Source organism: Streptomyces sp. NPDC020747 (assembly GCF_044334695.1).
GTDB lineage: Bacteria > Actinomycetota > Actinomycetes > Streptomycetales > Streptomycetaceae > Streptomyces.
Genome location: NZ_JBIRTJ010000005.1, coordinates 77,986 through 91,465, shown reverse-complemented (window position 1 = coordinate 91,465; position 13,480 = coordinate 77,986). Strand labels below are relative to the sequence as shown.

Annotated in this window: 9 protein-coding genes; 1 reads left to right on the top strand and 8 read right to left on the bottom strand. The window is 70.0% G+C overall.

What is annotated here, in order from left to right:
- Window positions 1-4: 4 nt before the first annotated feature.
- From ACH4YP_RS15550 to ACH4YP_RS15515, 8 genes are all read right to left on the bottom strand, one after another.
- Window positions 5-1,387, bottom strand: coding sequence for a nitrate/nitrite transporter (locus ACH4YP_RS15550; RefSeq protein WP_361060193.1), 1,383 nt, complete (start codon window positions 1,385-1,387; stop codon window positions 5-7).
- A 148-nt stretch (window positions 1,388-1,535) separates the two neighbouring features.
- On the bottom strand, window positions 1,536-2,480 hold the full coding sequence (locus ACH4YP_RS15545) for a hypothetical protein (protein WP_361060195.1): 945 nt from the start codon (window positions 2,478-2,480) through the stop codon (window positions 1,536-1,538).
- A gap of 1,159 nt (window positions 2,481-3,639) precedes the next feature.
- On the bottom strand, window positions 3,640-4,650 hold the full coding sequence (locus tag ACH4YP_RS15540) for a hypothetical protein (protein WP_398491071.1): 1,011 nt from the start codon (window positions 4,648-4,650) through the stop codon (window positions 3,640-3,642).
- 29 nt (window positions 4,651-4,679) lie between these two features.
- Complete coding sequence (locus ACH4YP_RS15535) at window positions 4,680-5,369, bottom strand: hypothetical protein (protein WP_398490868.1); 690 nt, start codon at window positions 5,367-5,369, stop codon at window positions 4,680-4,682.
- A gap of 290 nt (window positions 5,370-5,659) precedes the next feature.
- Complete coding sequence (locus ACH4YP_RS15530) at window positions 5,660-7,033, bottom strand: acyltransferase (protein WP_361060199.1); 1,374 nt, start codon at window positions 7,031-7,033, stop codon at window positions 5,660-5,662.
- A gap of 179 nt (window positions 7,034-7,212) precedes the next feature.
- The gene (locus tag ACH4YP_RS15525) at window positions 7,213-9,408 is read right to left on the bottom strand and encodes a glycosyltransferase (protein WP_361060200.1); all 2,196 of its coding nucleotides are present in this window, start codon (window positions 9,406-9,408) and stop codon (window positions 7,213-7,215) included.
- Entirely contained in the window at window positions 9,408-10,313 is a 906-nt protein-coding gene (locus ACH4YP_RS15520) for a hypothetical protein (RefSeq protein ID WP_398490867.1), read from the bottom strand. The genes ACH4YP_RS15525 and ACH4YP_RS15520 overlap by 1 nt, the downstream gene beginning before the upstream one ends.
- Window positions 10,314-10,968: 655 nt before the next feature.
- A complete protein-coding gene (locus ACH4YP_RS15515; RefSeq protein WP_398490866.1) occupies window positions 10,969-11,940 on the bottom strand; it encodes a LysR family transcriptional regulator in 972 nt (323 codons plus the stop codon).
- 83 nt (window positions 11,941-12,023) lie between these two features.
- Here ACH4YP_RS15515 and ACH4YP_RS15510 point away from each other — a divergent pair, with 83 nt between their 5' ends.
- Entirely contained in the window at window positions 12,024-13,475 is a 1,452-nt protein-coding gene (locus ACH4YP_RS15510) for an MFS transporter (RefSeq protein ID WP_398490865.1), read from the top strand.
- Window positions 13,476-13,480: the final 5 nt, after the last annotated feature.

Here is a 13,480-nt window from a genome sequence, read left to right as displayed (position 1 = left end):
TACGTCACACTTCCGCGTAGTTGAGCTGCGGCTTCGCCTCGGAAGCGGACACCGCCGGGGACTCGGCGGTGGCCGGGCGGCGAAGGTATACGGCCCAGGTGACCCCGAAGCAGACCGCGTAGAAGGCGAGGAAGGCGACGAAGGCCCCGGTGCCCGATCCCACGCTCAGGAACGACTGCCGGAAGGCGAGGTTGATGCCGAGACCGCCGACCGCGCCCACGGCCCCGATGAGCCCCATCGAGGCACCGGACAGCCGCCGCCCGTACGACGCGGCCTCCTCGCCGGTGAGCCCCAGGGCGGTGGCCTTGGCCTGGAAGATGCCGGGGATCATCTTGAACGTGGACCCGTTGCCGAGCCCGGTCAGCACGAACAGCACGATGAACGCCGTGGTGAACAGGGGCAGGGACTTCTCCATGGAGGCGACCACGATGACGCCGGTCGCGGCGCCCATGGCGACGAAGTTCCACAGGGTGATGCGCGCCCCGCCGTACTTGTCGGCGAGCCAGCCGCCCACGGGCCGGATCAGCGAGCCGAGCAGCGGCCCGATGAAGGTGACGTAGGCCGACTCCAGCGGCGTACGCCCGAACTGTGTCTGGAGCACGAGCCCGAAGGCGAAGCTGTAGCCGATGAACGACCCGAACGTCCCGATGTAGAGGAAGGACATGATCCAGGTGTGCGGGTCCTTCACCGCCTCCTTGGCGGCGCCGGTGTCGTTCTTCACGGACGTGATGTTGTCCATGTAGAAGGCGCCGAGGACGGCGGCGACGACGATCAGCGGGATGTAGATCCCGAGCAGCACCCGCGGACCGCCGCTGGCCCCGATGACGGCGAGCGCGACGAGCTGCACGACCGGCACCCCGATGTTGCCGCCGCCGGCGTTGAGCCCCAGCGCCCATCCCTTCTTCCGCAACGGGAAGAAGGAGTTGATGTTGGTCATCGAGGAGGCGAAGTTCCCGCCTCCCACACCGGCGAGCATGGCGCACACGAGGAAGGTCCCGAAGGACGTCCCCGGCTCCATCACCACGAAGGCCGCGATCGTCGGAATGAGCAACATGCTCGCCGCGATGATGGTCCAGTTCCGGCCACCGAAGCGCGCGACGGCGAAGGTGTACGGCACCCGCACGATGGCGCCGACCAGCGTGGCCATGGAGATGATGAAGAACTTGTCGGCCGGGGTGAGCCCGTACTCGGGCCCCATGAAGAGCACCATCACCGACCACAGGGTCCAGATCGAGAACCCGATGTGCTCGGAAAGAACCGAGAAGAACAGATTGCGCCGGGCGACCTTCTCCCCCGTCTCCTTCCAGAACGTCTCGTCCTCCGGGTCCCACTGCTCGATCCAGCGGCCCCCCTTGCGCGGTGCGATGCTGCTGCTCGGGGCTGTCATCTCACGCCTCCACAATTTCTCCGGCTGGTCCACCCGAAGGTAGGGACGACTCGTTTCCGGCCTGTGGCAACGGGTGACCGCCCGGGAACGTTGCTCTCACCCCGGGGCAGGGGGCGCGGTGAGGGTTTTTTCGGGGGGTGGGGGGTTTCTACTGGTGAGGGGGGTGGCATGGGGGCGTCTCGGGGTGGCCATTGGGAGCGGCTGGGGCACCGCCGCCGCCATACGGGCCGTGACCCTGCCGGCCAGGGTACGGGGCGGGGCTCTGGGGCGCGGGGTACGGGCCCGGAGCGTAGGGGGCCGGGGTCGGGTGGGGAGCGTGTGAGCCTGCGGCGGCACCGGGCGGGGGTCCGTACGGACCTGCGGCACCAGGCTGAGGGACATACGGACCGCCGGAGCCCAGCGGCGGTGCGTACGGACCACCGACACCCGGCTGCGGTGCGTACGGACCACCGGCGCCGGGCATTCCGGCGCCGCCGAAGGGGTTGGCGTGCCCGGGTACCTGCGCACCCTGCGGCAGGTAGCGAACCCGCCCGGTCCCGTCCGTCACCGGCGTGAACCCGGCGGCCCGCAACCGCGCCGCGAACTTCGCGTTGCGCTTGCGTGTGACGGCGAACCCGATACCGAGGACCCCGAGGAGCAGCGCCCACACGATCCCGGACCCGGCGAAGGCGACGCCGTCACCACCGGTCCGGAGGGCCAGGACCACACATCCGACGGTGCCGCCGAGGGCCCCGTAGAGCATCGACTTCTCGGCACTCTTTCCGGTCAGGTCGAAGTTGATCCGCGCCTTGAGCAGCTCCAGAGCGTCGGGCACGAAGGGCGGCAGGGGCCCACCACTGGCGGCCTGCGGAAACTGGGCCCAGTTCTGAGCGGCCCGCTGCCGGGCGTGGAGACCCGGATCGGGCACGATGAGCATCCTCAGCGCGCTGTTGCGCCCGCCCCCTTGCCGCACGTCCGCGTACTCGTACCCGAACTGCTGCGCAACGAAGGCAAGCCGCGCCAACTTCTTCACGGACGCCATGGGGCTGGTGACCTCAACGGCCTCACCACTCGCCATGAGCCGGAACATCTTCTGCACTTGGCGATTGCTCATGGCTGTGTACTCCGTCGGCTGCGGGTGAGGATCATTCGGGGGCAGCCTATCCACGGCTGCTGGAGGGCCTGGGGCGGAGGGCCGTTCCCTCGGCCGGAAGGAGGAGTCTTGCCGCCCACCAATGCCCCGACTCTGCGCCAGCGGCGAATGGGCGCCGAACTCCGCAGACTCCGTGAGCGGGCGGAGCTCCCTCGGCGCCGACCACGTCCGCGCCCTGGCACGCCCGAGCGGTGATGCGCGAGGCGGTTCCGCCGCTGCGGTCGTACGAGATCGAGAACCGCGTCTCGCACCGCGTGAAGCGCCAAGCCGTCCTCTTCGAGTTCGAGGGAATCGCGACGCGACCCCGTACACGGCCATCGTGCACGAGGCGGCGCGCATGGGCTTATGGGGACCTGAGAGCGGCCGGGCGCAGCTCGGCTATCTGCCGGAGATGAGCGAGCAGCCCACGATCACCATCCTGGTGATCGTGGTTCGGGGATGCGGGGTTCGAGGCACAGTTGGAGCGCTACCGCTCCGTTCTGGACCGCATGGAATCGCGGCCTGCCCGAGTCGAAGTCCCGAGACCTCATCCAGCGCATCGCACAAGACCTCTGAGAAGCCTCCATGCCCGAACTCACCTGGCAGAAGTAGTCGTACAGCACCGAAGCGGCGAACTACGTCTACAGGAACAGTCCACCTCCACGAGAGCACCGACCCCGTCGGTGTGCAGCGCCTGATCAATTGGCAACTTCGGGACATCCGATCGGAGCCTAGGCGCCGCACCCTGTGTCCCAAAACTGCCACATGGTGACGCGCAAGGCAGGCAGCGTCAGAGGCGACGCCGGAGCGGTTCGCGGGCGCACGAGGCGGGAAGAGCCTGTCGTGCACGCGGACAACGAAAGGGCGACGGCTCGATACCCGGCGTCTGGGTCACTTCTTGCCGCCTCCGCTGCCGTCCCCGGCCTTCTTCGGCGCTTCCTCCAGCGCCTTGTCGACCTCGCGGTAGCTGTCCCGGCTTGAGCTCATCGCCGTCGACCGCCAACCGCTCCGCCACGCCCCGTTGCCTCTCCCCGTTCGCCCACCGTCCCTGAGAGCGGAATCACGCTATCCGTTCTTCACGGCGTTCGGCCAACCACCCTCGGGAAAGCGGTTGGCCGGCCGGCTGAAACCGGCAACTCGGTCAGCGGTTGACGGCCTGGATCTCCTGGACGATCACGTCCTGGTCCGCCCCGAACTCGCCGTCGGGCAAGGGCTGGTCACCGTTCACACCGGTGCCGGTCCAGTGGATCTTCCAGGTGACCGTGGCCTGGAGCTTGTAGGAGTCGTCACCCGAGGAGCGGAGGTACCTCACTCCGCACGGTGGGGTCTCGTCGGACTTGCCCTTCGCGAAGGGCTCGCCGATGCGGCCGTTCACGATCTGGCATTCACCGGAAGCGGGGTAGGTCTCCGCGTCCGCGGTGCCCGGCTCGATCTTCAGGGAGACCGGTTCGGCGGTCGTGGTCGCCTGGATGCCGATCGCGGGTACGGACGCGGTGACCGAGACCGGCTTGAAGTCGGCACCGTCCAGCCAGGCCCAGGTCGGCAGGTTCACCTTGGTCGTGCCTTCGGGGGCGAGGGTCACCTCGGTGCCGGGTACGCGGATCTCGGCGTACGCGAGTTGGGCGAGTATCTCCGGCGTGACGGCGTTCTCGATGTCGGCCGGCGGAGGATCGCCCTGGTCCACCCAGAAGGGCGGCTTCTCGCACTTGTCCCAGCCCGGCGGATAGCTCTCGTCGACGTACGAGTCCCAGAAGTAGCCCTTGCCGGTCTTGTCCTTGTTGAAGTCCTTGTACGGCTCGCCGTTGACGTAGCGGTTGCGTTGTTCGGAGTCCCACTGGCCGCCGGTCGATCCGGCTTCCCAAATCGGCTCCATCTCAGCCTGGAGCTGGGCGGGGGTGTACTTCGGGGCGTACCAGCAGGCGGGCGGCGTCCAGTTCGTGGCGGGGCGCACGGCTCCGACGGAACCACCACTGCCGTTCTTGGAACGGTCGTAGACGATGCCGCCGACGGCGGAGGAGATGGTGTCGTCGTCGACACGGCCTGACGGGCCCGTCTCTTTTCCGGAGCCACCACCGATTCCACCTTTGCCGGGAGGGTTCTGGGTCGCACCGGCCGAGGGAGCGGTGGCCAAACAGGCTGATCCGGCCACCATCGCGATCGCGGCAAGGCGAAGAAGTCGGGTCACGGTTGGCACCTGTCAGCCCCCTGGGTGGACGAGATCTTCACGAGTTCCCAGACCCCTTGCTTGTTCTTCTGGAGTTGCACCCCATAGGCGGTGTAACTGTCCTTGGTGACCTTGGTTCCCTTGAGCTCCTTGGTCTTGATCACCTTGCTGAAGCCCTTGCTTTCGTCACCGCAGTAGCTGAGCGAAGCGCTGTTCTTGGAGTTGACCGTGACCTGTCGGTCGAAGTAGCGCACGGTTCCAGTGACCGTCCAACCTGCGTCCTTGAAGGCCCCCACCCAGTCCTGGGCCGCCACCGCGCCTTCGCCCTCCGTGTAGTACTCCAGGGCGGGAAGTCGTGGGTTCTGGGCGACGATCGCGGCGTTGAGTGCACGGATGAACTCCGCGTTGTCCTTCAGAACCGCGGTCTGAACAGCGTCACTGGCCTGTTCCGGCGTGAAGGTGAGAGTGATGTCCGAAGGCAGCTCGATCTTCGGGCGCCCTGCAGCAGCCGGCGCACTCGCGCTCGGCGACGCCGACTTCTCGGAGCCCGTGTCGGCGCCCGCGATCTTGTCGTTGTCCTTGTCCTTGGAACTGTCGTCGCTACCGCAGGCGGACAGCGACAGGGCCGCGGCGGCGGTCAGCGCGATCGCTGCGAGCAGGGTGGGGCGGCGGTTCACGGACGGCTCCCGGTGGGGCGAGGGGGTCATGAGCGCAGCCACGCTACCGAGGGGGCGAGACCGACACCAGAGCGAACTACGCCGACGCCGTGACGAAATGGTCACCAAAGCTGGCAATCCGGCACACCAGATCGCCGAAACAGCTACGACAAATGGCGGGCCAAGTCCCTGACTTGGCCCGCGCAAACAGCGTGAAGCGAGACAACGCGGGGTGAGGCGAGGCGACACCAGGCAGCGCGACGCCCTGCCTCAGCCTCAGCCCCGGCTCCGGCCTCGACCCCGAGCTCCAGCTCCAGCCCTCGCCGGCCTACCCCTACCCCCTACCGCGCCCCAGCCCGATGTCCCCGTGAGCCGGTGGCCGATGGCTTCTTCTTTGGTCCCGTCGGCCAGAGTTGGGGGCGGCGTTTGGCCGCCAGGTCCTCTGCCCAGCCGAAGGAGAGGATGCAGGCGCCGATGAGGACCCAGGTGAGGGCGAGGACGGGCCAGACGCTTTCCAGGAGCCAGGGGACGTTCTGCCAGATCACGTCGTAGTTCCACAGGCGGTCCCACTGCGTCGCGGCGATGAGGATGCACGTGTTGTGCCAGAGGTAGATCGTCACGGCACGGGAGTTGAGGAGCGTGATCGGCTTGTCCCAGCGGCGCAGTCTGCGTGGCCATTCGGACCAGGACGGGCTGAAGTGCAGCAGGAGCAGCACGGTTCCGCAGGACCAGAGGGCCTGGGCCAGCGGAATGCTGTCCAGGTCGTGGCCCTCGGTGAAGTTGTTGTTCGTGGCGTACCAGAGGCCCAGAAGGGCGACCGCCGGGGCGACCGAAGGGACCACATAACGCGGGAGGCGCTGGAGGATTCCCTCCTGGTGCGCCATACCGAGGATCCAGCAGGCTCCGAACGTGCTGAAGTCCGTGAGCGCGGACGGGATCCGCTCGCCCGGGAGCGACAGCCACTCGAGCTGGAACGCCGCCGACAGGACGATCGGCGCCGCGATCGTCGCGATCGGCAGCGCGCGCAGGGCGCGGAGCAGGAACGGCGACAGCAGTACGTACCAGAGGTACGCGCGGACGTACCAGAGCGGGCCCGCGAGTTCCGAGGCCCAGTCGTCGCCGATGAAGCCGTGGATTCCGGAGAGGCCCTCGGCGTACGGCGGATCGCTGATCGGGATGATCCAGAAGGTGAGGTGGAGGAGCCACCAGCCCGGGTGGCCGTCCTCGTCCGGGCCCCAGCCCTGGAGGACCATGCCGGTGACGCCGATCGCGCCGAGCAGCCAGATCGGGGGGATGAGGCGGCGGATGCGGCTGCGGATGACCTGCGGGGCCGGGCGCTTCAGCGAGCGGGCCATCAGGTTGCCGGCCAGCGCGAACATCACGCCCATCGACGGGAACACCAGCGGCAGCCAGGCCCACCCCGTGAGGTGGTAGAGGACCACCCGGAAGAGCGCGAGTGCGCGGAGCAGGTCGAAGTACCGGTCCCGGACGGGGCCCGACCGCTTGGCCGCCGACGGGGCGGAGTCCGGAGCAGCGCCCGACCCGGAGGCCGACGCGGAGTCCGAAGCCGAGCCCGGTTCCGAACCCCACCCCGGCGCCGTACCCGATCCCGCCCCCGGTCCCGGTCCCGGCTTCGTCGCCGTCGGGACGGCTCCGTCCGGGTAACCCGGTGCCGCCGCGGGGCCGGGGAACGTCCCGTCGTACGAGTCCTGCATCGAGGTGTCCTGTCCGGCCCATGTGCCAGTGCCGGTGCCGGTGCCGGTACCGAGTCCGGTACCTGTCCCTGCACCCGTACCGATTCCGGTACCTGTGCCTGTTCCTGCTACCGCTCCTGTGTCCGTGCCCGGCCACGGAGTGCCGGACGGTTCCGGCCACGTCCCGGGTGGTGGCGTGCTCATCCGACCGGCCTCCGGTCCATCTCGGGCTGCTGTGCGGCGCCGCCGCTCGGGCCCGCGGCGCCGGGGAGCCCGACCGCGCCCGTGCGCCGGAGCTTCTGCCAGCGCAGTCGGCCGCCGGTGAGGGCGGTGATCCAGGACTGGAGCAGCACGACGTACATGAGCTGGCGGTACAGGATCTGTTGGAGCGGGAGGGAGAGGAGGTGGGTCATGCGTTCCTTGTCGAGGCGGAACGCGTACGCCGCGCAGATGGCCTGGACCGCCAGGACGCCGAACCAGGCGAGGATCGTCTGCTCCGTGGGGCCGAACACCAGCCCGTAGAGGAGGAACACGTCGATCAGGGGGGCGAGCAGCGGGGCCAGGATCATGAAGAGGGAGACGAGGGGCATGCCCACGCGGCCGAAGCGGCCCGACGGACCTCGCTCGATGACCGCCCTGCGGTGCTTCCAGATCGCCTGCATCGTGCCGTACGACCAGCGGTAGCGCTGGGACCACAGCTGCTGGACGGACTCCGGGGCCTCGGTCCACGCGCGGGCGTTCTCCGCGTACACGACCCGCCAGCCGTCGCGGTGCATCGCGATGGTGATGTCGGTGTCCTCGGCGAGCGTGTCGTCGCTCATGCCGCCGACGCGCTTGAGGGCGGAGCGGCGGAACGCGCCGACCGCGCCCGGGATGGTCGGCATGCAGTTGAGCATGTCGTACATCCGGCGGTCGAGGTTGAAGCCCATCACGTACTCGATGTGCTGCCAGGCGCCGATCAGCGAGTCGCGGTTGCCGACCTTCGCGTTGCCCGCGACGGCGCCGACGCTCGGGTCGCCGAAGGGCTGGACCAGCTCGCGGACGGTGGCCGGTTCGAAGACGGTGTCGCCGTCCATCATCACGATGAGGTCGTAACGGGCGTTCGCCACACCCCTGTTGAGGGCGGCGGGCTTGCCCGCGTTGAGCTGGCGCACGACGCGTACGTTCGGCAGGCGCAGGTTCTCGACGATGCGCGCGGTGCCGTCGCTCGACCCGTCGTCGATGACGATCACCTCGATGGGGTGATCGCTCGCCACGAGCGAGTGGACCGTCTGCTCGATGCACTTCGCCTCGTTGTAGGCGGGCACCAGGACGGAGACCGGTTCGGTGATCGGCCGCCCCCAGCTGAAGCCGCGGCGGCGGACCTTGCGGGCGTGCAGGACGGACAGCAGCAGCATCAGCCCGAAGCGTGCGATGACGAGGGCGCCGATGACGGCGAGGCCGACGACCAGGACGGAGGTCGTGTTCTCGGAGGCCTGGACCGCCACGACCCACGCCTTGCCCTTCCACAGGTCGGGGCCGCTGACCGGGGTGTGCGCGCTGGGCACCTTCAGGGCCGCGGTGAGCGTGTCGAAGCGGTAGCCGTCGTCCTGGAGTCCGGAGATGAACCGGTCGAGCGCGGCCACGGTCTGCGAGCGGTCGCCACCGGAGTCGTGCATCAGCACGATGGCGCCCTTGCCGCCCTTGGGCGTGGCGTTGCTGATGATCTTTTCGACGCCGGGCTTGCGCCAGTCCTCGCTGTCGGTGTCGTTGACGATCGTGATGTAGCCGCGGCTGCCGATGTACTCGGTCACCGGCCACGACGTGTTGTCCATGGCACCGGCCTGCGACGAGTACGGCGGCCGGAAGAGAGAGGTCCGGATGCCGGCCGCGCCCGCCAGCGCGAGCTGGTTCTGGGACAGCTCCCAGTCGACCCGGCTCTTGGACTGGAGGGAGAGGTCGGGGTGGTTGAAGGTGTGCAGGCCGATCTCGTGGCCCTCGTCGACCATGCGCTGGACGAGGTCCGGGTAGCGCGAGGCCATGGTGCCGGTAATGAAGAAGACGGCGTGCGCGTCGTACCGCTTGAGTACGTCGAGCACCTTGGGCGTCCACTCGGGGTCCGGGCCGTCGTCGAAGGTCAGGACCAGCTTGTGGTCCGCGATGTGAACACTGTCCTCGCGGCCGTTGCGGGTGTCGATGACCGGGCCGCCCTCAAGGATCTCCTTGGGGACCCGGTCGGACGCGGCCGGCGACTGGACGCGGTGGTCGGCGAGGATCTCGCTGTGGACGAAGCCGCGCAGCATCAGCATCGCCATCAGGGCGACGAGGATGAGCGAGGGCAGTAGATAGCGCATGGGCAGGCGTCGGCGCCGGACGGCGCCCCGCTCTGCGCCGCGGCGGCTGGTGCGGGGTGCCATCAGAGGGTGTTCTCCGGGGACTGTGCGGTCGGGGCTGCGGACGGCTCCGGTGAGCCGGTGACCGGTGCGGGCGTGAGCGGGTCACCGGCGACCGTGTCGGTCTCGCCACCGACCGGCGGATCCGAGGGGTTGCTGCTGACGCTGTCGGTCGGCTCGGGGTCGGGCGAGACCGGAGCCGTGTTCGACGGCGCGGTGTTCGTCGGCTTCGTCGTGGTGGGCTTGGTGTTGGTCACCGTCGGCTTCGGAGAGGCGCTCTTCCCCGTGTCCGTGGGGCTGGCCGACGGGCCCTTCGAGGTGCCGGCGCCCGGCGAGTTGCTCACCGTGCCACCCGCCGAGGGCGTCACGCCGGGCGAGGGGACCACCGAGCCGGACGGGTCCGCGGAGTCGGCGGGCAGCGCCGGGATCTCGACCTTGCCGGCCGGCTTGTCCTCCTGCTCCTGGCCCAGTTCCGGGAGCCAGGGCGCGCTGGAGTTGCCCGACAGGAGTGTGACGAGGATGACCACCGCGTAGACCGCGCAGGTCATGCCTACGGCCATGCCTATCCTGCGGTACCTGCGGCTGCGGCGTCCCGTCTCGTCGACGAAGACCGGGCCGTCCGAGGCCTCCTTGGTGCTGGGGGCACCCTTGGCCTGCTGGACGAGCCAGTCCTCCAGCTGCCGTCCGACACCGTCGAGCTGGACCGTGACCTCGTGCGGGTCGTGGGTGTGCTCGGGGTGCTCGGACTCCTGCCAGGAGTCCTGGGCGGCGTCGGAGTCCGCGTCGTCCCAGACGGATCCGGTGCCGCCGGGTGTACCACTGGCCCCGGTGGCGCCGGTGGCGCCGGTGGCGCCGGTGGACACGACTGGTCCGACGGGCCCGATGGACCCGGCAAGCCCTCCGGGCCGACCGGATTCCGGACTGCTCACGCCCGGATCACCGTCTCTCCGTGCCCCATGCTCGCCGCGTCCGCCGCTCTCGGCACGTTCCCCGTACTTCCGGTGTTCGCCGTCACTCCGCGGGCCGTCGCTCCGCGGGCCGTCACCGCGCCGGTCGTCGCTCAGCACGTCGTTGTTCCGCCCGTCATCGTTCGCGTCATCGTTCGGCTCGTCGTCTCTCTGTCGCGGCACCGATGGGGCCGCCGGACGGCGGAACCACACGTCGGTGTCACGCCGGCCGGAATCCCGCCGGCCGGAATCGCCGCGGTCGAAGTCCCCGCGGTCGGCGGGTCTGCCGCCGAACTCATCGCCACCGGAGTCGCCGCGAAACGGCTGACCGGTCTCCCGAGGGGCCGCATGACCGGCCTCACCACGGAACGACAGAGTGTCCTTACGACGGGCCGACGGATCGGCTCCACGCTCACCCGGATGATCGGAATCACTCCGACCCGGTTGGGCGTCTTCCCGCCAACTTTCCACGCGCACGCACATCCCCCCACGGGACTGGTTCCAGGGGTGCATGTACGACCCGGGCAACTCGTACTCGTCGTCCGGACCGGACCCCCATCCGGCCCGAGCGCCCCCTTTATCACACTGCACCCGGCCCATGAATGTAGCGCACGTAAGCAACAGTGAGGGTTCTGTGTCAGGCCCGACTCATCATGATGAGTGCATCTGTGGCCGGAATCCAACCCTCCGAAGGTCGCTCCAGCCACCCTTCCACCCCCGCAAGTCGCGCCGCCGCGGTGCGCAACGCCTTCACTCCACGATGCATCAGTCCCTTGCGCCACACCAGCGACACCGGTGACAGCGGAACGGGGTCGACCAAGGGCCGGAGGACGGATTTGGGCATGGCCGGAAAATCCATCACGGCCAGGACGGGGTTTCGCTTCTTGGCCATGATCCTTTGGAACTCCTCGGTGCCGACGGCGAGCGGTGCCGGCGCCGCGACCTCGATCCCCCGTCCCTCGAAAAGCTGACGGGCCAGGTCGGTCCACTCCAGCGTCCGGGGATTCCCGGCTCCCGCGTACACCTGTTCGCCCGCCAGCGCGTCGAGCGGTATGGCATCCATTTCGGCCAGCCGGTGGTCCTCCGGCAGCACGACGGCCATGGGCTCGTACCTCACGGGCTGCTGCTCCAGGCGCGTGCGGACCGCCGGGTCCAGGCCGGCGAACCGCCCGAAGGACGCGTCGAGCCGCCCGGCGAGCAGTTCGGCGGCGGCGCCGGTGAGGCCGCTCTCGAAGCGGGTCATCAGCTCGCAGTCCGGGGCGAGTTCACGGGCCAGGGCCAGCACGCGCCCGGAGAACAGCCCGGGACTGTTGACGTCCACGAGCAGGGGCCGCTCGGCGTCCGGCCGCCCGAAGGCGGAGAGCAGTTCGTCCTGCGCCTCCAGCGCCCGCCGCGCGTAGGGCAGCAGCCGCTCGCCGTCGAGGGTGAGCGTCACCTGCCGGGTGGTGCGTACGAAGAGGGTGGCGCCCAACTCCCGCTCCAGGCGCCGGATGTCACGGCTGAGGGCCTGCTGGGCGACGTACAGCCGGGCGGCCGCGCGGGTGAAGTGCAGGTCCTCGGCGACGGCGAGGAAGGCGCGCAGCAGGCGGGGGTCGAGGTGGGCGGGCATCCTGCGAACTTACAACGCGGGTGCGTCAATCGGTACGGAGTAAGTGTTGGACCCCCGTCGACCGGCCGGGCGAACGTTGGCCCATGCCGCGACCGCCCTTCCAGCAGCCTCCTCGGCCGTATCCCCGACCCCGCCCCGACGCACGTACGACCGTCCCCGCCGTCACCGCCGACAGCCTGGTGGTGGCCGATTTCGGCCCGCGGCGGCGGCCCACCGGCCCGGGCCCCAGCCCCCGGCCCAAACCCGATGCCGGTCCTGGTCCCGGTCCTGGCCCCGGTCCGAAGCGGCCTCGGCGCGACCCCGCCGCCCCACGCGGAAGCAACCCGCACGGAAACAACCCGTACCGCCGCCTCTTCGCCATCCCCGGTACTCGCGCCTTCACCCTCGGGAATCTGATCGCGCGGCTCCCCATGGGCATGTTCAGCGTGAGCGCGGTGATCATGATCGCGGGAGCGCGGGGCTCGTACGCGCTCGCCGGTGCCGTCACCGCGACCGGGCTGGCGGCGACGGCGGTCGTGGCGCCCTGGACGGCGCGGCTGGTCGACCGGCACGGGCAGGCGCGGATCGCCGTGCCCGCGACGGCGGTCGCCGCGCTCGGCTCGCTCGCGCTGGTGCTCTGCGTCCGGTACGGGGCGCCCGACTGGACGCTGTTCGCCGCGTACGCCGCCACGGCCACCACGCCCAACACCGGCGGTATGTCGCGGGCACGGTGGGCGCATCTGCTGAAGGGCGATCCGGCACGCCTCCACACCGCGAACTCCTTCGAACAGGCCGTGGACGAGCTGTGTTTCATGCTCGGGCCGGTACTCGCCGCGTTCCTGTGCGGGGCCCTGTTCCCGGAGGCCGGCACCCTCGTCGGGGTCGTGCTGCTGCTGACCGGTGTGCTGGCCCTGGCCGCCCAGCGCTCGACGGAACCGCCCGCCCGGGGCCGTACGACCGCGGCCACCCGGTCGCCGGTCCGGGCGCCCGGGATGCCGCCGCTGCTGGTCGGATTCCTCGCCACCGGTGCGGTGTTCGGCTCGATGGAGGTGGTGACGATCGCGTTCGCCGACGCGCAGGGGCACCGGGCGGCGGCGGGCGTGGTCCTCGGGCTCCAGGCGGCCGGATCATGCGCCGCCGGGCTCCTCTACGGGGCTCTGAAGCCGGCGGGCCCGGCCGAGCGGCGCCACCCGTGGAGCCTCGCCGCGATGGCCCTCCTCATGTGGTTGCCGCTCCTTGCCGCCTCGTTCACGGGTTCCCTCGTGGTGCTCGCCGGGGCGCTGCTGGTGGCCGGGATGGCGACCGCCCCCGCGATGGTCACGGGCATGACCCTGGTCCAGCACCGCACGCCCGAGGGCCGGTTGAACGAGGGGATGACCCTGGCGGTGACGGGGCTGCTGGGCGGGATCGCCTGCGGGGCCGCGACCGGCGGCTGGGTCGTGGAGCACGTGTCGGCGACGGCCGGTTACGGAGTACCGGTCACAGCGGCGGCGGCCGCCCTCCTGATCTCCGTCACGACGACGACAGCGGGCCGCCGGGCCCCGACCCGGCGCTGACGCTG

Coding starts and splice junctions, on each gene's coding strand:
- ACH4YP_RS15550 (WP_361060193.1), bottom strand. CDS start 1,387: ATGACAGCCCCGAGCAGCAGCATCGCACCGCGCAAGGGGGGCCGCTGG.
- ACH4YP_RS15545 (WP_361060195.1), bottom strand. CDS start 2,480: ATGAGCAATCGCCAAGTGCAGAAGATGTTCCGGCTCATGGCGAGTGGT.
- ACH4YP_RS15540 (WP_398491071.1), bottom strand. CDS start 4,650: ATGGTGGCCGGATCAGCCTGTTTGGCCACCGCTCCCTCGGCCGGTGCG.
- ACH4YP_RS15535 (WP_398490868.1), bottom strand. CDS start 5,369: ATGACCCCCTCGCCCCACCGGGAGCCGTCCGTGAACCGCCGCCCCACC.
- ACH4YP_RS15530 (WP_361060199.1), bottom strand. CDS start 7,033: ATGCAGGACTCGTACGACGGGACGTTCCCCGGCCCCGCGGCGGCACCG.
- ACH4YP_RS15525 (WP_361060200.1), bottom strand. CDS start 9,408: ATGGCACCCCGCACCAGCCGCCGCGGCGCAGAGCGGGGCGCCGTCCGG.
- ACH4YP_RS15515 (WP_398490866.1), bottom strand. CDS start 11,940: ATGCCCGCCCACCTCGACCCCCGCCTGCTGCGCGCCTTCCTCGCCGTC.
- ACH4YP_RS15510 (WP_398490865.1), top strand. CDS start 12,024: ATGCCGCGACCGCCCTTCCAGCAGCCTCCTCGGCCGTATCCCCGACCC.